Below are 20666 nucleotides of genomic sequence, written 5' to 3'. Positions count from 1 at the left end.
TCTTTAAAACTTCCAACCGGAATGGAGGGCAGCAATGCCACCAGTATAATTTCGAAAGGTCACGCGTTCAAATCCGGCTTTCCTAATCATATGAGCGAACCGCTCCTGATTTGGGAACTTACGGATAGACTCAACAAGGTATTGGTAAGGGTCCCCATCGCCGGTAACCGCTTTCCCGATCGGCGGGATGGCATGGAACGAGAACAGGTCGTAGACTTTATCGAGAGCTGGAACATCAACCTGCGAGAACTCCAGACACATGAAACGCCCACCACGCTTCAAGACCCGATGTGCCTCTTCCAAAGCACGTTGAATGCGCGGAACATTGCGGATTCCAAAGGCAATTGTATAGGCATCAAAATACCCATCCGGAAAAGGCAGATCCTCGGCATTGCCCTGTACGAACTCAATGGACTGGTCAAGTTTGGCTTTTGCGGCGCGGTCTTTCCCGACCCCCAACATGGATCCATTAATGTCACAAACCGTCGATTTCGCAGCATAATCCGACTTTTGAACAACGCGCGTTGCAATATCGCCCGTCCCTCCGGCCACATCCAGATGCTTCCACTCGCGCTCTTTGCGCTTGGGCGGGTTCAGGTTGGAGACCATGGCGTCTTTCCAGAGCCGGTGCATGCCTCCAGACATGAGATCGTTCATCAAATCATAGCGCGAGGCAACCTTGTGGAACACATCATCCACCAGCTCCTGCTTCTGCCCTTTTTGAACAGTTTGAAATCCGAAGCTGGTTGCCATCTCCGCAGGATCAGTTACAGATCCGCGCTGGTTCGGGGAGGTTTCAGGTGTCATATCAAAAAATCACTCCAATTCGCCGCGGAACATAGTACAGCTTGAAGCAAAGCGCTATCTTTACCATGCCTATTCACAGGACCTACCACACTTTTTAACCGGACAATCCATGCCAGAGCTACCAGAAGTAGAAACAGTCAAAACAGGCCTAGCACCTTATTTCGAGAATGCAACCTTTAGCGAAGTTGAAGTCCGCCGTCCCAACCTCAGATTTCCCTTCCCTGAAAACTTCAGAGAAAACATTCTGGGCAAGCAGGTCACAAATATGGGGCGCCGCTCCAAGTACCTGCTGGTTGACCTGAGCAGCGGTGATGTGCTGGTGATGCATCTGGGTATGTCCGGCTCCTTCCGTATCATTGAGCTGGACAGCTCTGGAAAACCTGTGAATGACGCGGATGAGCACAGCAAACTGCCACAGCATGACCATGTGGTCTTTCACCTTACCCCTGTGAAAGCGGGTCAAGGAACGCCTGCCAAGGTGATCTACAACGATCCGCGCCGGTTCGGCTTCATGACCCTCATTCCACGGGAAGCTTTGGAGACCCACGCACTTTTCGCCAAGATGGGCATTGAGCCCCTTGGAAACCAGCTGAGCGGCCCGTTCCTGCAATCCCTGTTCTCTGGCAAAAAGTCCAACCTGAAGTCCAGCCTGCTTAACCAGCAACTCATTGCAGGGCTGGGAAATATCTATGTTTGCGAGGCTTTATGGCGTTCCAAACTGGACCCGCAGCGCGCCTCTTCCACTGTGGCTGACAATGCGGAGCAAGCGGAAGTTCTTGTCGCCAATATTCGCGCGGTGCTGCAAGACGCCATTGCCGCAGGCGGATCCACATTGAAGGACCATGTGCAGGCAGACGGCTCTTTGGGATACTTCCAGCATAGCTTTGCCGTCTACGGCAGAGAAGGCGAAGCCTGCCGAACAGAGGGCTGCACGGGCCAAGTGGCGCGCATTGTCCAGTCAGGACGCTCAACTTTCTACTGTCCTGAGTGCCAGCACTAAAAGCCGTTTAGATCCTGTAAACTTTGGCGAAGGGCTGGGGCGCAAGATGGGCTGTTTTCGCCTACCCTCCCTTGGCACAAATGTATTTTTAGCCTATTGCAACCCCTAGCTCATACAAATTGGCGTAAGGTGCTTTCATAAAACCTGAAGCGCCAACATAACCACGACAAGACTGCGGAGAACAGCAAAATGACCCAAGCAGATATCGGTCTCATTGGACTTGGCGTAATGGGCGCCAACCTTGCTTTGAACATCGCCGATAACGGCTACAAGGTTGCTGTTTTTAACCGGACTCCAGACCAGACCGACGCACTCATCAAGAATGCGGCCCACTTGCGGGACCAGTTCATCCCTTGCTACTCGCTGGAAGAGCTGACAGCGGCCATTAAGGCCCCACGCCCGATTATCATGATGATCCCAGCCGGTGACCCGGTCGACCAGCAAATTGCAGCGCTTACCCCTTGGCTGGGGGAAGGCGATTTCATGATTGATGCGGGAAACAGCTCGTTCCACGACACCAACCGCCGCTATCAAGAGCTGGCGGACACTCCCTTCACATTTGTTGGCATGGGCGTTTCGGGCGGCGCAGAAGGCGCCCGCCACGGCCCTTCCATTATGGTCGGTGCCTCACCAGAAGCATACGCACGCATTGAACCCATTCTCAAGGCCATTGCTGCAAAGCATAACGGCGAGCCTTGCTGTGCCTTGATGGGACCGGAAGGGGCTGGCCACTTTGTTAAAACACTGCACAACGGCATTGAATACGCCGACATGCAGATGATCGCCGAAATCCATGAGGTTCTGAGTAAAACCCTTGGTCTGTCCATCAAGGAGCAGGCGGAGGTCTTTGCCAAGTGGAATGAAGGCCCCCTCGCCTCCTACCTCGTTGAGATTACGGCAAATGTTATGGGCGTGGTGGACGAAGAGAGCGGTAAGCCAATTCTGGATGTTATTCTGGACACTGCTGGTCAAAAGGGCACTGGCCGCTGGTCGGCTGTTGAAGCCCATATGCTTGGCGTTCCCGCCACGGGCATTGACGCAGCCGTTGCCGCCCGGTGCATTTCATCGCAGCGGGCTTTGCGTCAGGAGATCGCCAAGGTTTACCCTGCAACCGACAAACCGCTCACTTGGGAAGAAAAGCAGACGGGCATCAAGGCCTGCGAGAACGCCATGATCGCCGGTAAAATCGCCGCCTATGCGGAAGGTTTTGATGTGCTAACTGCCGGTTCCAAAGAATACGGCTGGAGCCTGCCACTGGGAGACATCGCCCGCATCTGGCGCGAAGGCTGTATCATTCGCTCCCGTTTCCTCGATGAGATTGCCAGCGCATACGATGAAAACCCAGAGCTGAAGTCGCTTTATCTGGCCCCGAGCATTGCTGCACGCATGAAAGAGGCGGTGCCATATCTGCGTGAGATGCTCGCAAAGGCTATTTTAAGCGGCATTCCTGTTCCAGCGCTTTCCTCCGCTCTTGGCTCTTTCGATTTGTCTAGGCAGAAAAGAACTGCTGCCTATGTCATCCAAGGCCAGCGCGATTTCTTTGGCCAGCATGGTTTTGAAAGAACGGACAAGGAAGGCTCTGGCTTCCACGGCCCTTGGCCTGCAGGCGGGGCCTAACCACCTGCTTGAAATGATATTTTGGGGCTGCACACTTGCAGCCCCATTTCCAAGAACTTAAGATAACAAGATTGTAACCAACACACGCTCACAGTTTAGGACCTCACGTGACATTAACATCCCCCAATGGCGCGGAGATTTACCGCCTCCTGATTAAAGCCATCGAGACACGTGAGCTGAAACCGGGCAACCGCCTTCGTGAAGCTGAACTGGCTGAAAAATTCGGCGTCAGCCGCACGCCTATCCGTGAAGGTCTAAAGCGTCTGGAAGCGCAAGGGCTTGCCATTCACGAGCCCAACCGCGGTATGGTGATCCCTTCCCTTGACCATAACCAGATCAGCGAACTCTACTTCCTGCGCGAAGTGCTGGAAGGTACCGCCGGACGCCTTGCCGCGCAGCACGCGTCAAACGCAGAAATTGAAATCCTGCAGGAACTGGTGGAAGAGGACCGGGCGAATCTGGCCGATGCGGAAAAGCTCATCAAGACCAACCGTGAATTCCACCGCCGCTTCTATCTTGCCTCCCATAACCGCTATCTTGTTGAGCAAATCGATCATATGCGCCTCTCCCTGTTGCTGCTGGCAGGCACAACCTTGACCGATGACGACCGCAGACGCCACGCCATCGAAGAGCACGCGGAGATTGTTGATGCCATCAGCAAGCGAGATTGTGAGCGCGCCGACAAAGCAGCCCGTCAGCATATTGCCGAAGCCCACAAAGCAAGATTAAAATTCTTCACTCAGCTCTGAACCCCTCTACGCTATTACAAAGAGAGGCTTGGGAAAAGGGGCGGATTGCGACTGGCACCCCTATATTTTTTGCCAAAAGCGGCATGGTTCACAGTATACCAAAAGATAATATAAGCTACATGCCCACAATAGTTACTTGAAGCCTCTAACTTGGGCATTAAATTCGCAAAATGATGTAAATTTGCCCAAGCAATTATAAGTATAACCTAAAATTTATATTAAAATAAATCATCATGCAAACGAGCTATAAGGTCAAACTTAAGTATAGCATACTGCAAAGGTGATCCTATTCATGATAGAAACCCTTATTTCAAACCATACGGATGATAGAGAGTTAACCAGCCTTCTTGGAACGATGGGACGGCAGCGGATGCTGTCACAGCGCATTGGCCTGTTACTCTTGAACTATCTTCTAAAAACAAGCAGTAAAGCCGATCCGGAAACAGACCTGCTGACCTCCTTGGACAAGGCCCTACAAGACTTCCAAGAGGCCCATGAGTTGTTACTGCACGGCGACAAAAGCCGGAACCTGCCTGCAATGGTCGTCGGACGGGTTAAAGAGACGCTGTATGGCAAGCGATGCAGCATTCAGGTCATTGATGAATTTATGCAGCAAACCCGAGACATTCTGGAGATCTTGAGAAAAGACGAAGTGCCCGAGCCGCAGGAGCTAGAACACTTTACAAGCTTTATTCTTTCTGAGGTTCTGGAAGAACTTCAAGCTGTTGTGATTGCTTTGGAAAAGGAGATTCAGGACTTCATGGGACAGAACCAGCATGAAGCCCAAAAAGAAAAGGAAAAGCTGGCACACGCTATTTCCAAAATACAAAAGGCTTCAAACTATTCCCGTATGGTTGCTCTTAATGCTCGAATTTCGGCTCATAGAGCAGGCAAATATGGAAGCGAGTTTGGGAAGCTCACAGAAGAAATGAAGGGGATATCGGATTCAATTACCGAAAACTCCGCGCACATTCTACAACATTTGCAGGTAAAATAGCGAAAGGCTTGAGCCTTTGCCTTTGGTGAAGAAACCCTTAAAAACTCCCCAAACTTTTGGGCTAGATACGCACCTTACATCAACTTGGTTCCCTTAGGCTAAAGCTGACACCATTCAAAACCACCGATGTAGCAAACATGATTACCTTGGAAAATGACCGGCAAGACAAACCACCCATTTTGGCGGGCAGTTTGATCCTCATAATCATCAGCCTTTTAGTTATAGGGGTAACGTGGAGCGCCTATGCAAAACTGGATGAGGTAACCCGCGGCGAGGGAAAGGTAATCCCTGCTGGTAGGACACAAATCATACAAGCCTCAGAAACAGGGAATATTGCGGAAATCTTCGTAAAAATCGGGCAGAGCGTGAAGAAAGGGGACCTTCTTTTTCGCCTTGATGATACACATAATTCAGCCGCCCTTGGCGAGCTGACAGCAAGAAGCCGCGCATTACGCGCCCAAATTGCCCGCTTGCGTTTAGAGGCATCTGGAAATGTTGCTGAGAGCAACTTTCAATGCCCTAAGGACATCACACAAATGGCCTCACAAATATGCCAGAATGAACTTCGGCTATTTAGAAGCAAACAGGCAACCATAAAACGGCAGCTTCAAACCATAGACCAAAGGCAAATACAATCCCAAAGTGAACGGCAGGAGGTAGAGTTAAACCTTGTCGGTCTGGATGAGAGCCTCAGCATCGCTCAAGAGGAAATCAAAATGCTGGAGCCTTTGGTGAGGAGACAAATAGCCCCGCGCACCGATCTTCTGCGCGTTCAAAGAGAAGTTGCCGACCTTAAACGCCAAAAGGCTACGGGTACGGAAAGCCTCTTCCGGCTTGCTTCTGAACAGGCCGAACTGGAATCGCAAAAAGAAGAAATTAAAACGCAAGAACACGAAGATATCTTGAATGAACTGACCGAGCGTATCGCAGAACTGTCTGTTATAACTGAGAGTATTCGGGCGGCCCGCCGGAAGCTTGCTCAAACCGATACATTTTCACCTGTCGACGGTGTCGTTAATAAAATTGAAGTCAATACAGGTGGAGCTTTTGTAACCGCTGGCACAGAAGTTATGGATATTGTTCCCAACGGGGAGAGCTTGTTGTTCGAAGCCGAATTAAACCCCAAGGATATCGCTTTCATTCGTTCCGGCCAGCCAGCTGTCATCAAAATTTCTGCCTACGACTTTGCCACTTATGGTGGTCTGGACGGGCAGGTAGCCCACGTTTCAGCAGACGCGCATCAGGACGAGGAAACCGGAGAAACCTATTACTCCGTGATCATTCAATCCAAAGATTCCTATATCGAGCTGAATGGCAAAAGGTACCCACTCATGCCGGGCATGATGGGGCAGGTCGATATCCTGACAGGTGAAAAATCCATTCTCTCTTATCTTCTGGAACCGATCATCACAGCAAAAGATCAGGCACTACGGGAACGCTAGAGTCAGGACCCATACTGAAAAGTGTTCGCTCCTAATAATTCTGGGACAGCTCAAGTGAGTTCCTATCTTCCACTCGAGCTGCTCAAATATGTTTTGGATTTATTTGCTTACATAAAATTTTTGAACAACAGTGAGGAGTTGCTTCTTCAAATCTTCATTGCGCAAATTTCCAGCTTCCATATCAAAGTTGTCGTAGAAACTTGGTATGGACAGGCTCCCTTTCAAGTCCACACCGAAAAAGGGAGCAGAGCCGGTTGCAGCTTGCAACACACTGGAGGCGCCGCCGGGGCCTGGGGACGTGGACAGATAAACACTAGGCTTATCTTGGAAAACCCTCTGATCGATGCGAGAGACCCAGTCAAACAAGTTTTTATAGGCAGCGGAATAAGAGCCATTGTGTTCTGCAAAGGAAACGACGACAGCATCTGCCTCTTTGATTTTCCCTAGGAAAGCTTTGGCAAGCTCTGGCTGCCCCAGTTCTTTTTCTCTGTCTTCACTAAAAATTGGAAGTTCAAAGTCATTGAGATCGAGAACCTCAGTTTGTGCGCCTTCTACTAAAGAGGCTGCATAGGTTGCCAGTGCTTTATTAATGGACGTTGTGCTGTTGCTAGCGCCAAATGCGACGATTTTCATGGGTCTTCTCCGCGATATTAATTCTTAGGAATTTGCAGTGAACTGGATGACAACCAAGCCAAAGCCATCTTGAGAGGAGATTTCCAAAGCCTCTCCTTCGATCAAGTCGCCAGCTTTAACGTTTTGGCCGTTGGCGCGTGCTGTTCCTTCTGTGATCAACACAATGAAAGGGTTCTCTAGCCTAAGAATTTCATTTTCGCTCAAGTATCCGACTTTACAAGTCATTGTATTATCGAATGTTTCTGAGCTGTTACCACCTAAGACCGTGGTCAACTTGTTCTTATCAAGTTTGAAATCCTGATAGGCTGGTGTAAGGCCTTTCTTTGGTGGGTTAAACCACATCTGGACAAGGTCTGCGGGCTCACCGTTCAGGCTAAATTCCGCGTGCTCGATACCTGTTCCAGCCCGCTGGACCTGAATGCCGGGGCCGGTGATTGTTGTCCCGTGCCCCATGGACCCCTCATGCCCCACTGCGCCTTTGGGAATAAAGCTCACAATGTCCACATCGGCATGTGGATGCATGGGCGCGCCATCATCTGCTTTAAAATATCCGTTTGCAAGATAGATGAAATCACCAAGCCCATGACTGATATCGGTTCTATTTTTCGCGGAAGCCCAAAGGTTCGGGTTCATGACCATTCTTGTTTCAACGATTCCGGCAAAGCCGCCCAAGGGTAGATCTTCCCGATGAATAATGCGAATTTCACTCGTGTTCATAACCACTTCCCTCATTCGTGATGTTTGACTTGAAGTGAACCTACCGAGAATTATCATCGATTAATAATATTGTTTTTTCACTATAACGATCTAAAAAATAGATCATTTATGATACGGCTGGTTTGCAGCATGCGGCTTGCTGCGCTTTTGATAGGTTATGAAACAATAAGGGATGTTCTTTTTACGGGTTTTCCTCGAAGGGAGGAAGAACTCAATATACTGATCTGTAACAGTTTTTTAATCCTGTTACTGTCATAGCCACGACTTGAGGTCTGGACCTTAGCAACAGGTAAATCTAGCAGAATCGCTTCTGCTCCCCTGCAATCACTAGTTTGCACGGTTGTCAGATAAAGCGTGAGCGGACGGCCTGCTCCATCACCAACGTCGTACAGCTTTGTGTTTATTCCGCCTATGACGCGACCGACCCGACCTCCGCAGCAGCCTCTTCGACTCAGCACGAGGGCCCGTACTCCATAATTGCTGAAGGCACAGAAAAAGCATAGGGCAAGCGTATCAGCGAAAAATGGAGCCGGCTTTCGATTAAAGATACGTACCTAAGGGCGCTTACTCGGGCTTGTTTTCATCCGCATCAGGAGAGGTATCCAGACCTTCATCCCCATCGGCAGGTGTCCCCTCCTCCTGATTTTCAGTTAACTGTTGCCTACCCTTAAGTTTTTCAGCGCGCTCTGCCAAGGCACGTAATACCTCACTCTTTGGTCCATCAGCGATTAGCCGGCCTGCCTCCAGAATAATCAAACGGTCCACCAACACAAGCATTGCTTGCCTGTGAGTTGCCAGAACCAGCGTTTGTTCCGGCCAGATCGCTTCTTTCAAGTGCTTGATCAAAACACGCTCAGAAGCAAGATCCAGTGCGCTGGAAGGTTCATCGAGAAATAAAATCGGCGGTGACATCAAGAACACGCGGGCCAAGGCAATTGACTGAATTTGGCCACTGGACAGAAAAGAGCCACGCTCGCCAACCGGCATGTCATAACCCAAGGGGTGTCGCGCGGCAAAGCTATCGACCCCGGCCATACGGCAGGCAAACAAAATTTCATCATCACTTGCCCCGGGCTTAGCCACCAGAACATTTTCCTTGAGGGAGCCGCGAAAGAGATCTGTTTCCTGCACAACCAGCCCAACAGCCTTGCGAACCTCATAGGGGTGATATTGCCTGATATCCACGCTATCTATCAAAACCTCGCCGGAAATCGGAGAATATAACCCCGAAGCCAGACGGGCTATGGTGGTTTTACCTGAACCGATTGGTCCCAGAATTCCAACCTTCTCTCCCGCTTTGATATGAAATGAAATATTGCTCAGAACATTTTTCTCAACGGCCGGATATTGAAAACCAACATCTCGAAACTCCAGTTCTCCATCCAGAACAATGCGGTTCACATAATCCTTAACACCAGTTCGCTCATCAGGTTGGGACATAAGGCTGCTTAGAGTTTTCAATGCGGAGATGGCATAGCGCGCCCGTGTCATGACCATTGTAATCTGGGTAAGAGGAGCAACTGCACGCCCTGAAAGCATGACAACTGCGATGATAACTCCCATGGTGATCTTGTTTTCCGCAAACAAATAAACACCACTGACAACCACCCAGACAGTCACCATCTGCTGCAGAAACTGGGCCAGCGTTATCGCCAGATTGCTGTAGGCCTTCACCTGAGCCTGCGTCCGGCTGCCTTCTGCAATAAAGCGCTCCCACTTTGCTAAAAAGTAGCCTTCGGCACGCAAGCTTTTCACTGTTTCCATTGCATTGACGCTCTCAACCAGAAGCCCATGCCGCTGCGCCGTATCTGTTTGAGCGCGTTCCAGATAACGGGAAACAATGGTTTGCAGGATAAATGAAGAGACAATCACCAAAACCACTGCGATTGCAGGAACAACAACCATCCAGCTACCTAGAAAATATATGACCAACAAAAAGAGGAATAAAAAGAAGACATCTACAATCAACGACAGGGTACTGGAGGTGAAAAACTCGCGAATATACTCATACTGGGAAACGTGGTTGGCAAAAACTCCGGTAGATTCGGGGCGCTCCTGCAGCCGGATATTCAAAACCTTCTCAAAAAGTGCCGTGGAAATATGGTGATCCAGCCGTCGCCCAACATAATCGATAAGTGAAGCCCGCGAGACTTTTAGCAGGAAGTCAAAGATAAACGCCAATGACAGGCCGATGGCCAAAACCCAAAGGCTGGCAATGGCCTCATTTGGCAAGACCCGATCATAGACATTCATCACAAACAGGGGAGAAGCCAATGCCAGAATATTGATAAAGCACGCAGCAAGGATCACCTGCACCATACTTTTCCAGTAGGCCATCAAAGGTTCCCAGAACCAGTCATCCTCCTTCTTCTGTTGTTTGCCTGCTGCTCCCTTAAGCCTTTTGTCCTGCGGGGCGGTAAATATAATAATCCAACCTCCATAATCAGCTTCCAAATCAGTTTCAGCTATGACGGTGGGTTCGCTTTCTCCGGGGATCTGGACATCAAATAGCCCTTCTGCCTCTCTTCCCAGAAGCACCACAGGCCCCAACTTCTTCAAGTAAATGATAAGAGGCAGGGTAAAGGGACCAAGCTTGGAGAGTTTCCCCGTTTTCACCGAAGCTTCCAGCTCGATCCGTTTGGCTGAGCGAACAATCAGCTCTGGCGTAAATTGTTCATGGTCGTGAGGAAGGCCGGCGGTGAGGACTGTGAGTGAGGTTGGGCGATTAAATTGGGTCGCAACCACTTGCAGGCATGAGACGAGAGGATCCGGATGGTCCTCGCTGATATCACCATGACGGAGGTGTAGATCTGTCCTTTGTGGAGGCCTTACCATAGTTAAATACTTCCCCAATATCTTGCGAGAACGGCATTAGCACTCCATTTAGTCTACTCTAAATTAACACCCAAAATATCAATGCGCCCACGATTGGGGTCCTTTCGGACAAGATCCTTAGGTTTAGGTAAAGGAGGAACTTTCGCCTCCACACGCGCGTAAGCTTCCGCTTGGGGTGGATAGGCCGTGCGAACGGCATTTAACAATCTTCCAGTAGCCGCAACGACCTGATAATCAGCAAAAACCGCAGAATAGTTCGCCGAGTGCACAAGCACATTGGTATTAAAGCGCGTATTTTGAGCGTCTAAAAGGTCAAGAAGTGAGCGAAGGCCGATTCTAAACTGTTCCCGATAGGACGTTACAACCTGATTGTTGGCCCGTGCCTGCTCTTTAAGCTTTCTTTCCAGAACCCGCTGTTGTGTGCGGGTTACCCAAGCTGACCGCACAGCTTCTTCCACTTCCCTGACACGTACATCACGAAGCATTTCTGCCTCACCAAGCCGGCGAATTTGTTCCTGTACATCCGCACTATCAATCCCGCCACGGTAGATATTCCAAGTCATTGTCAACCGAACTTGCAGATCCGTTGTGCGCTCATCATCGCCATCAATTTCCTCGCCGGTTCGCGCGCTGCCTTCAACGCCAAGCCTTGGGTAAAAAGGTGATTTCGCCGCCTTCAACTCCGCAGCAACGACATCAACTTCCGCTGCCGCAATTTGAATTTGCGGATTGTGTGTGCGTGCAAGAGCTACGGCCTGAGGTTGGGACGTTGGGATAAAGCTGCCAAGTGTCCCCAATGCAGATACTTTGTTCACCGGTTTGCCCACATACCTTTGCAGGCGTACCAGAGCAAGCGCCCTTCCTTCCTGAGCTTGAATCATGCGGCTTTCTGCGGCCAAAAGCCTCTCAATACCTTGCTCCAGATCAGCACTCGTCAAAGTTCCACTTTTGGTACCTTCGCGTATGTCCCCCAAAATATCTCGATGAAAATCGATGTTCTTTTGTGCCTCGACAATAATTGCCTCTTGTAAAAGAACTTCGATATATTCCCGTGTAACCTGTAGTCCAATAAACTCCGAACGCTCATAGACTCGGAAAGAGGCGCTATCCACGCGGGAGGCTTGCCGTTCAACTTCTGCCGCCCGTCCAAAGCCATCGAAAATGTCCTGACGGACAAAGACCGCAACATCTCTTGGAAACAGAGCGTGCCCATGCTCTCCCAACAATCTCCTTGAATCGTTATCTAGTCTGCGCACACCAACACCAGATTCAACATCAATACTGGGCAGATAAAGCCCTCGAGCTTGTCTGAGTTCAAACTCAGTCGCTTCCCGGTTTTCCTCGGAAGCGAGAATATCCGGTTCTGTGGCAATTGTTTCCTGAATTGCTTCGTGAAGCGTAAGAGCTTGCGCCATATAGAATCCAATATTGCAATAACTACCTATAGCAATAAGAATAAATACCAACAAAAATCTAGATGAATAGATAATATTCATTAGGTTAATATCCAGTCTACGTAGAATTCATATAAACACTAATTAGTATACTTACAAATACTACGCACTTACTCAACATATCAATACAATACATTAACCTAGTCAAATAGGTATCTTTAATATTTAGTAGTAGTTTAAAGAGAAACCCATTTAGAAAACTCTACGCAACAGTCAAAATTAACTATTGTTTTAAACAATGCAAATAACGGGATAGTTTTTAACAATTTCATATTAATTATAAGTATAGTTAATTAAACCTTCCCAAATCTACTTAAAGTAAGTATTCTGGTATGTTTAAAACTAACATAATATAACGGTTAACAAAATGCTCAGCAACACACCATGTTCAATAGACTATACGCGCCTGATAGGCGCAGATGTTGACTTGGAGCAGAAATTTGGCCTGAATCTGAAGAAACAGCCTAAACTCCGCAAAAGTGATACAGTTTATTTCAGCCTGAAGCGGCAAGTTGTCATGGGGGTCATTCCTCCCGGTCAAAGCTTGGGAGAGCAACAGCTTGCATTCGAATTTAATTGCGCCCAAGGAACCATTCGTGAAGCCCTTATTCGTCTAGAGCAAATCGGCTTTGTCATACGTCACGATTATAAGGGAACACAGGTCTCAGAGCTCATTTTGCCAGAAATCCGGCAAATGGTTGCCATTCGAAAACAATTGGAAATGATGGCCACAGGCGTCATTGCCTCCAGATTGAATGATGACGCATACGAGCTTCTTAAAAAAGTTATTGAAGTCATGCATGAAACAGCTCAGGAGGGCGACACCTACACTTGTAGTGACTATGACCGTTTTTTCCATAGGGTTCTTTTTGCAGCATCGGGCTACAATGGTCTTGCTCCAATTCTGGACCGCTGCAACCTGCATATTCATAGGTTCTCTTTTGGAACCCGTGAACGCCCCTTAGACCCCCAGGAGATCTTGGAATTACACAATGACCTTTTGGAAGTCTGCCGGAAAGGAAGTCCTGAACAGGCCTCCAAAGCAGCTTTTGATCACATTGAAGTTCTTATTGATAAATGGGACCCCGACCTTGGGAGACTAGCGCCCACAGAGCCACTTCAGCTAAACGAAAGCGCCTGATCCAATAAAAAATGCCCGAACAAGTATTCTTGTTCGGGCATTTTTAATAGGTTTCGTTATTTCGGCTATACGTCCAGATTTGCCACAGCCAGTGCGTTGGTCTGGATAAAGTCGCGGCGCGGTTCAACTTCATCGCCCATCAGTTTGGTAAAGATATCATCGGCAGCATCTGCCTCTTTTACCCTCACCTGAAGGAGAGAGCGAACATTCGGATCCAGTGTGGTTTCCCAAAGTTGCTCAGGGTTCATTTCCCCCAGACCTTTATAGCGCTGCATGGAAATTCCGCGCCGCCCTTGGGCATAAATAGCGTTCATAAGAGCTTGAGGTCCGCGAATTTCTGCAGATTTATCACGGCGGGAGAAGACACAAGCCTTCTTGAAGACTTCATTGAGGTAGTCAAAATGAGAGTTCAGGCGCCGCGCATCAGCAGAACCCAATAGCGCTGCATCAATAGTCGCCACTTCTTTCACGCCGCGCACAATACGGGTAAAGACCAGATCCCCATCTTCGGTTGCCTCGCCTTCCCAGCCCCGCTCGAATTCATCGGCAAGGATATCAAGACGGCGGGCGATATAAGCCGCTGCTTCTTTCGCCTTTTCCCGATCATGCAAGGTATCAGGGTTCAGAGCTCCGGCGATTGCCGCCTGTTCCACAACACCGCGGTCATAACGGGCGTGCAGACCATCCAGAATAGCTGTTACATCCCGCGCGCTTTCTGCCAACGTACGCAGATCCTCACCAGAACGCATTTCGCCATTGGCGAGCGTAAGCGTGGTTTCATCCAAACCACCCTTAATCAGGTACTCCTGCAGGGCTTGTTCGTCTTTCAAGTACTGCTCGGATTGGCCGCGCTTCACTTTGTAAAGCGGTGGCTGAGCAATATAAACGTAGCCGTTTTCAATCAGCTCCGGCATTTGGCGGAAGAAGAAGGTCAGCAACAGTGTACGAATGTGTGCACCATCCACATCCGCATCGGTCATGATGATGATTTTATGATACCGCAGCTTTTCCGCGTTAAACTCTTCGTTTCCGATCCCTGTTCCCAGAGCGGTAATCAAAGTTCCGATCTCCTGCGAAGAGATCATCTTGTCAAAGCGCGCACGCTCAACGTTCAAAATCTTACCACGCAGTGGCAGCACGGCTTGGTTGCCACGATCACGGCCCTGTTTGGCAGATCCACCCGCTGAATCACCCTCCACTATGAAGAGTTCGGCTTTGGAAGCATCACGCTCCTGACAATCCGCCAGTTTACCGGGCAGCGACGCCACGTCTAGCGCCCCTTTGCGGCGGGTCAATTCCCTCGCCTTACGGGCGGCTTCGCGGGCACTTGCCGCTTCGACAACTTTCGAGACAATGCTCTTGGCTGGAGCCGGATTTTCTTCCAGCCAAGAGGAAAGCGCTTCACTCACAAGGCTCTCAACAACCGGGCGCACCTCGGAAGAAACCAGCTTGTCTTTTGTCTGGGAAGAGAACTTTGGATCTGGAACCTTAACGGAAAGAACACAGCTCAAGCCTTCGCGGCAATCTTCACCTGTCGGGTTTACTTTCTCACGTTTCAGCAAGCCGGAGCTGTCGGCATAGCCGGTAATCTGGCGGGTCAACGCGGCTCTGAGGCCAGCCAAGTGTGTACCACCATCACGCTGCGGGATGTTGTTGGTGAAGCAAAGAACCTGCTCGTGGTAGCTGCTGTTCCACCACATGGCCACTTCAACAGTAATACCGTCTTTTTCGGCGATCATGGTGACCGGATTTTCAATCAACGGATGCTTGGCCCGGTCAAGGTAGCGCACAAACGCTTCCAGACCGCCCTCATAGTAAAGCTCTTCCGTCTTTGGCTCCACACCGCGGTTGTCGGTCAAAATGATACGGGCACCAGAGTTGAGGAACGCAAGTTCACGCAGTCGGTGCTCAAGGGTGTCATAGTCGAAATCGGTTTTTGTGAAGGTCTCGGGAGACGGCATGAAAGTCACTTCCGTACCCGATTTACCCGGCGCATCCCCAACCGCTTTAAGTGGCGCTTCAGCTTCACCGTGGCGGAAACGGATGAAGTGCTCTTTATCGGAGCGGAAAATACGCAGGTCCAGCGTGGTGGAGAGCGCGTTCACCACAGACACACCCACACCGTGCAAACCACCAGAAACCTTATAGGAGTTACTGTCGAACTTACCACCCGCATGCAGCTGGGTCATGATAACCTCTGCCGCAGAGATGCCCTCTTCGGGGTGCAGGTCAACAGGAATACCGCGGCCATTATCGGTCACAGTCACCGAACCTTCGGCGTTCAAGGTCACTGTCACATGATCTGCATGACCGGCAAGGGCTTCATCGATGGCGTTATCAACCACCTCGTAGACCATGTGATGCAGGCCGGAACCGTCATCCGTATCACCAATATACATGCCCGGACGTTTGCGAACAGCATCGAGGCCCTTCAACACCTTGATGGAGTCAGCGCCATATTCGCCTGCGCCATTCGTCTGTTCAGGTATGCTCGTTTCAGGGGTTGATGTATCGCTCATCCGAATCACTTTATTTAGGTTTAAAGACCAATAGGTAAGTTATAAATATTAAATGGCAAGGCGCAACCAACCAGAGGGTTCAGACCGCTTTTAAGCCTAGAGAAACATTGGATAAACTTGAATGTCTGCCGTGAGCTGGGCTAGCGCGTCACAATGGTTCCCGCAACGCCCATCATCACCACACCAGCGCCTTTATTCACCCGCTTCATAACCTTGGGGGAAGTAATCAGCCTACGGGCTCGCAGCCCCATTAAAACGTAGGAAGAAAACACCAGAATCAGCACGCTCCACACGATGGCGAGCAGCTCTACATACCCCACCCACGAGATCTGTTCTAACGGTACAATATTGGGAAGAAGGGCCACATAAAACACAACAACTTTTGGATTGCCCAAAGTGAGCAGGAGACCAGACACATAAGAGGCCCAAGAAGACATTGCCTTGTCCTGCATTTCTCCGCCTGCATTGAGCACAACAGCTTCGGAGTTCCACATTTTCCAGGCAATATAAACCAGATAGGCAGCGCCCAGATACTTCATCAAAGTGAACGCAAAGGCCATAGAAGAGATCAGCGCCGCCAAGCCCAGTACCGCACAAGATAACCAAAGCATATCGCCGGTTATCATGCCCAGACAAAAACCCAGTGCACCACGCTTGCCAGAGCCTAAAACCCTCACAACAAGAGCCGTTATACCCGGTCCCGGCGTCAAAGCGGCCATAAGCAGGGTTGCGGCGAAAAACAGGAGGGCAGACAAATCCATAGTACGATCCCAGTTTACATCTGTTTTAGTGAGACACAGGCATCGCTCACTTCAAATATTTGCGCATCCGGCGGCAGCGCATTAAACAACATAGCGTCGGTACCTGTCATAAAGACTTGCCCGCCCATAACATTCAACCGGGAGAACAGGGCTTCCCGCCGGTTCGGGTCAAGGTGTGCTGCCACTTCATCCAGCAAAAGCACAGGAGAGAGGCCAGACACAGCCTTCGTCAAATCCGCATGTGCCAGAATGAGGCCGATCAAGAGCGCCTTTTGCTCTCCAGTGGAGGCAATGGCAGCAGGTAGCCCTTTATCAGCATGTACCACATCCAGATCGGAGCGGTGAGGCCCGTCCAGCGTGCGGCCCGAAGCTTTGTCCCGCATTCGGCCACTCTTTAAGAGATCCTTAAAGCAGTCCTCACAGTCAGACGCTGCCATCGCGTCAGTGAGGTCCTCAAAGCTGCCCTGCAGGCCAATCTCGGCTTGAGGGAAAGGCAGGCCCAAACTTACTTGCTCGCCAATCTTATGCGCAAGAAGGCTGACTGTCTCCCGCCGCGCCAGAGAAACAGCGGTTCCCAGCTCTGCCACCTGCGCTTCAATTGCATCCAGAAAGTAGCTATCACCACCATCTTGCAATAGGCGATTGCGTTGACGCAAAGCCCGCTCGAAATTGGAGACCATACGCCCATGGGAAGGATGGAGAGAAAGCACAAGACGATCCAGAAACTTGCGCCTGTCCCCTGCAGATCCTGTAAACAGGCTGTCCATACTGGGAATGAGCCAGATAATGCGCAGGTACTCCAGCAAACTCTCGGAACTTCGCATATCCTCCCCTTCAATGCGAAGTTTTCGGGAAGGCTCTGAGGCTGAATAGCCCGTTCCCATGCGGGTATCTCCATACTCACCGCTGAGTAACGCGCTGACGGCCCAGCTTCCCGCACCATCTGCCCGCGCCATATCCGCAAGATTGGCACGGCGAATACCGCGGCCAACGGTAAGCAGGGAAATTGCTTCGAGAATATTGGTTTTTCCGGCCCCGTTACTGCCGGTAAACGCCACCATATTGCTGTTTAGGGAAACCGATGCGGACTTGTAATTTCTAAAATCTGTCAGAGAAATGCTCGTGAGCATGGCAAAGCTCATTGCTGTTTTTTAAATTATCCGACAGCCGAAGGTATCTCGCACCATCAAGCAGGAAAATGCGGGCCGCATCCGGCCCGCACGAAATTTAAACGCGCATTGGCATCAATACATAAAGAGCATCGGTTTCACCGCTTTCCTGAACAAGGGTCGGTGAACCGGAATCAGCTAAGCGGAACAAAGCGCCATCAGATTCCAGCTGCGCAGCAATATCAAGCAGGTACTTGGAGTTAAAGCCGATTTCCATATCATCAGAATCGTACTCAACCGCCAGCTCTTCCGTTGCAGTACCCGAATCCGGGTTCGTCACGGTCAACACAAGCTTGCCTTCGGAAAGTGACAGTTTCACAGCGCGGCCACGCTCGGAAGCAATGGTTGACACACGGTCAACGGCTGCCTTGAAAACGTCGCGGTCCACCAGAAGTTCCTTATCGTTATTCTTAGGAATAACGCGGTCATAATCTGGGAAGCTGCCATCAATGAGCTTGGAGGTAAGCACCACAGAACCAATGGTAAAGCGGATTTTCGTCTCCGAAATTTCCACCTGGACTTCAGCTTCCGGATCTTCAAAGAGCTTCTGGATTTCACCAACAGTCTTGCGCGGTACAATAATACCCGGCATGCCCTGTGCCCCTTCAGGGGACGGCATTTCGGCCTGCGCCAAGCGGTGTCCATCGGTTGCAACAGCGCGGAACTGAAGACCCTCACCATTTTCAATGGTATGCATATAAATACCATTCAGGTAATAGCGCGTCTCTTCTGTCGAAATTGCAAACTGAGTGCAATCGGTCAGCCTGCGGATGTTGCCCGCAGTTGTCTTGAAGCTGTTGGAGAACTCACCGGCAGTGAGGTCAGGGAAGTCCGTAACCGGCAGAATCTGAAGCGAAAACTTGGAACGACCCGCACGAATTTCCATCGTGCTGTTATCCTCGGAAGTTTCCAGAACAACCTGCGAGCCCTCCGGCAATTTACGGGTAATCTCGTAAATCATATGGGCAGGAACAGTGGTTGCCCCCGGTGTCTCAACAACAGCTGAAATTGTTTCGGTGACTTCAAGATCCAAATCAGTCGCCTTAAGCTTCAGGTCGCCACCTTCTGCTTGCAGCATGACGTTTGAGAGGATCGGAATCGTGTTTCGTCGTTCAACAACACGGTGTACGTGCGCTAATGACTTCAGGAGCTCGGTCCGCTCAAGTGTCGCCTTCATGCGATCCGTCCGTTCTTCTGGGCAGCTGAAACAGCTGCAAATCTTCTTTTCCTCAAAAGGAGGGGTAAAGAAACTGCCCTGAGAGAGACAAAAAAGCAAGAGGGCGCTCCTAAGAGCGCCCCGATAATCACTGAAATATACATGTAAGCCGGGTAAACTGCTCGAAACGAACCTGTATTTAGGCGTCCAGCATGCGCTTGAGCAGTTCCAGCTCCTGCGCCAACCCGTTATCTGCCTTTTGCAGCTCCTCGATTTTACGAACAGCGTGCAGCACTGTGGTGTGGTCACGATTTCCGAAACGACGACCGATTTCCGGCAGTGAACGCGGGGTCATCATCTTGGCCAGATACATGGCAATCTGACGCGGACGAACGATTGTCCGTGTACGGCGCGCTGACAGTAAGTCGGCTTTGGAAACGTTGTAGTGCTTGGAAACAACCCGCTGAATGTCTTCAATCTTCACACGGCGCGGCTCAGCTGTTCTGATGAGGTCACGAAGCGTGATCTCAGCCATATCCAGTGTTACCGGTGAGTTTGTCAGCTGGTTATGGGCAACAAGACGGTTCAACGCCCCTTCCAGGTCGCGGCCTGAGGATGTGACGTTACGAGCCACATAGTCCAGCACAGAATCAGGCACGGCAAAGTTTGGATAGTTGCGCTGCTGGTTGCGCATACGATCTTCAATAATCGCTCTGCGCAAGCCAAAGTCCGGCTCGGAAATGTTTACCACGAGGCCGCCAGCAAGACGGGAGCGTACGCGGTCATCAAGGCTTTCCAGATCAGCTGGTGCCCGGTCCGCTGCCACAACAACCTGGCGCGCACCATCAATAAGGGCGTTCAAGGTGTGACAGAATTCCTGCTGGATCTGCTTCCCATGAAGAAACTGCATATCATCAATCAGCAGAAGGTCGATTGAACGCAAGGTTTCCTTGAAGTTCATTGCAGACTGCGCCTGAAGTGCAGCCACAAAGCGATACATGAAATGCTCGGCTGTCAGGTACAACACGCGTCGTCCTGCATTGCGTGCCTGATTTGCAATCGCCTGCATCAAGTGGGTTTTACCCAGACCAACCGATGCATGAAGGTAAAGCGGATTAAAGGTAACTGCGCCGCCACTTGCCACCTGACGAGCTGCCGCAAGCGCAAGTACGTTGGATTCGCCCTCAACAAAGGTTTCGAAGTTGTATTTAGGGTCGAGAACAGCCCCTTCAAGAACGTCTTTGCCTGCAGCTTCCGCGCGGCCAATCGAGCGGTTCCCCATCATCGAAACAGGGGAAGAAGCCCGCATTCCAATTGGATCATTCACCTGAATCGGGCGTGAATCCGACGCTTTACCGTTCATCGTTGGAGACGGTGCAGCCTTGGCCACAGGTGGCCGGGCACGAATCGCACCACGAACCGTTAACTCAATCCGATGGATTTCTTCACATTCATTTTGCCACAACCCCATCAAGCGGTCGCGGTAGTGGGATTGAATCCACTGCTTCAAAAATCGCGTTGGGACAGAAAGACGAATAGTTCCGTCATTGTGCCCTTCTAGGTCTACGCGCGCAAACCAGCTGGTAAATACATCTTCACCAAGTTCCGCACGTAGGCGCTTTTTAACGCGATCCCACTGCTCCGGCCCCGGAGCGCTTTGAACGAGCAT

16 protein-coding genes are annotated in these 20666 nt (G+C 50.4%); 6 read left to right on the top strand and 10 right to left on the bottom strand.

Features of this window, described 5'->3' with window-relative positions; translation table 11 throughout:
• Window positions 1-3: 3 nt before the first annotated feature.
• Window positions 4-807 carry a bifunctional demethylmenaquinone methyltransferase/2-methoxy-6-polyprenyl-1,4-benzoquinol methylase UbiE gene (gene ubiE / locus P6574_RS00080; RefSeq protein ID WP_310618376.1) on the bottom strand — a complete coding sequence of 268 codons (804 nt, stop codon included), beginning with the start codon at window positions 805-807 and terminating at the stop codon, window positions 4-6.
• Window positions 808-916: 109 nt separating this feature from the next.
• On the opposite strand from ubiE, the gene mutM reads away from it, so the two are divergent.
• From mutM to P6574_RS00055, 5 genes are all read left to right on the top strand, one after another.
• A complete protein-coding gene (gene mutM / locus P6574_RS00075) occupies window positions 917-1807 on the top strand; it encodes a bifunctional DNA-formamidopyrimidine glycosylase/DNA-(apurinic or apyrimidinic site) lyase (protein ID WP_310618375.1) in 891 nt (296 codons plus the stop codon).
• 189 nt (window positions 1808-1996) lie between these two features.
• Complete coding sequence (gndA, locus tag P6574_RS00070; protein WP_310618374.1) at window positions 1997-3424, top strand: NADP-dependent phosphogluconate dehydrogenase; 1428 nt, start codon at window positions 1997-1999, stop codon at window positions 3422-3424.
• A gap of 107 nt (window positions 3425-3531) precedes the next feature.
• A complete protein-coding gene (locus P6574_RS00065; RefSeq protein ID WP_310618373.1) occupies window positions 3532-4173 on the top strand; it encodes a GntR family transcriptional regulator in 642 nt (213 codons plus the stop codon).
• Between the two features lie 292 nt (window positions 4174-4465).
• Window positions 4466-5170: a hypothetical protein gene (locus P6574_RS00060; protein ID WP_310618372.1), complete on the top strand. Its 705-nt coding sequence runs from the start codon at window positions 4466-4468 to the stop codon at window positions 5168-5170.
• A 137-nt stretch (window positions 5171-5307) separates the two neighbouring features.
• The gene (locus P6574_RS00055) at window positions 5308-6612 is read left to right on the top strand and encodes an HlyD family type I secretion periplasmic adaptor subunit (protein ID WP_310618371.1); all 1305 of its coding nucleotides are present in this window, start codon (window positions 5308-5310) and stop codon (window positions 6610-6612) included.
• 99 nt (window positions 6613-6711) lie between these two features.
• Here P6574_RS00055 and P6574_RS00050 read toward each other — a convergent pair whose 3' ends face one another.
• The 4 genes from P6574_RS00050 to P6574_RS00035 all read right to left on the bottom strand — a co-directional run bounded on the left by P6574_RS00050 (window position 6712) and on the right by P6574_RS00035 (window position 12212).
• Window positions 6712-7245: an NADPH-dependent FMN reductase gene (locus P6574_RS00050; RefSeq protein ID WP_310618370.1), complete on the bottom strand. Its 534-nt coding sequence runs from the start codon at window positions 7243-7245 to the stop codon at window positions 6712-6714.
• Window positions 7246-7269: 24 nt separating this feature from the next.
• Window positions 7270-7962: a pirin family protein gene (locus P6574_RS00045; RefSeq protein WP_310618369.1), complete on the bottom strand. Its 693-nt coding sequence runs from the start codon at window positions 7960-7962 to the stop codon at window positions 7270-7272.
• A gap of 564 nt (window positions 7963-8526) precedes the next feature.
• The gene (locus P6574_RS00040) at window positions 8527-10797 is read right to left on the bottom strand and encodes a type I secretion system permease/ATPase (RefSeq protein ID WP_310618368.1); all 2271 of its coding nucleotides are present in this window, start codon (window positions 10795-10797) and stop codon (window positions 8527-8529) included.
• Between the two features lie 53 nt (window positions 10798-10850).
• A complete protein-coding gene (locus tag P6574_RS00035) occupies window positions 10851-12212 on the bottom strand; it encodes a TolC family protein (RefSeq protein ID WP_310618367.1) in 1362 nt (453 codons plus the stop codon).
• 406 nt (window positions 12213-12618) lie between these two features.
• Here P6574_RS00035 and P6574_RS00030 point away from each other — a divergent pair, with 406 nt between their 5' ends.
• Window positions 12619-13392 (top strand): GntR family transcriptional regulator, encoded by a 774-nt coding sequence (locus tag P6574_RS00030; RefSeq protein WP_310618366.1) that lies wholly within the window; start codon window positions 12619-12621, stop codon window positions 13390-13392.
• A gap of 65 nt (window positions 13393-13457) precedes the next feature.
• Here P6574_RS00030 and gyrB read toward each other — a convergent pair whose 3' ends face one another.
• The 5 genes from gyrB to dnaA form a co-directional block, all read right to left on the bottom strand.
• Window positions 13458-15911, bottom strand: a complete 2454-nt coding sequence (gyrB, locus tag P6574_RS00025; RefSeq protein WP_310618365.1) for a DNA topoisomerase (ATP-hydrolyzing) subunit B — start codon at window positions 15909-15911, stop codon at window positions 13458-13460.
• A 140-nt stretch (window positions 15912-16051) separates the two neighbouring features.
• Window positions 16052-16672: a LysE family translocator gene (locus P6574_RS00020; protein ID WP_310618364.1), complete on the bottom strand. Its 621-nt coding sequence runs from the start codon at window positions 16670-16672 to the stop codon at window positions 16052-16054.
• Between the two features lie 14 nt (window positions 16673-16686).
• The gene (recF, locus tag P6574_RS00015; RefSeq protein WP_310618363.1) at window positions 16687-17802 is read right to left on the bottom strand and encodes a DNA replication/repair protein RecF; all 1116 of its coding nucleotides are present in this window, start codon (window positions 17800-17802) and stop codon (window positions 16687-16689) included.
• 97 nt (window positions 17803-17899) lie between these two features.
• A complete protein-coding gene (gene dnaN / locus P6574_RS00010) occupies window positions 17900-19018 on the bottom strand; it encodes a DNA polymerase III subunit beta (protein ID WP_310618362.1) in 1119 nt (372 codons plus the stop codon).
• Between the two features lie 178 nt (window positions 19019-19196).
• Window positions 19197-20666: chromosomal replication initiator protein DnaA (gene dnaA, locus P6574_RS00005; protein ID WP_310618361.1), on the bottom strand; the 1470-nt coding region annotated here is incomplete at its 5' end.

The sequence above is a fragment of the Pseudovibrio sp. M1P-2-3 genome (assembly GCF_031501865.1).
Classification (GTDB): Bacteria; Pseudomonadota; Alphaproteobacteria; order Rhizobiales; family Stappiaceae; genus Pseudovibrio; species Pseudovibrio corallicola.
The sequence above is the reverse complement of the archived record's forward strand: the minus strand, read 5'-3'. Positions and strand labels throughout refer to the sequence as shown.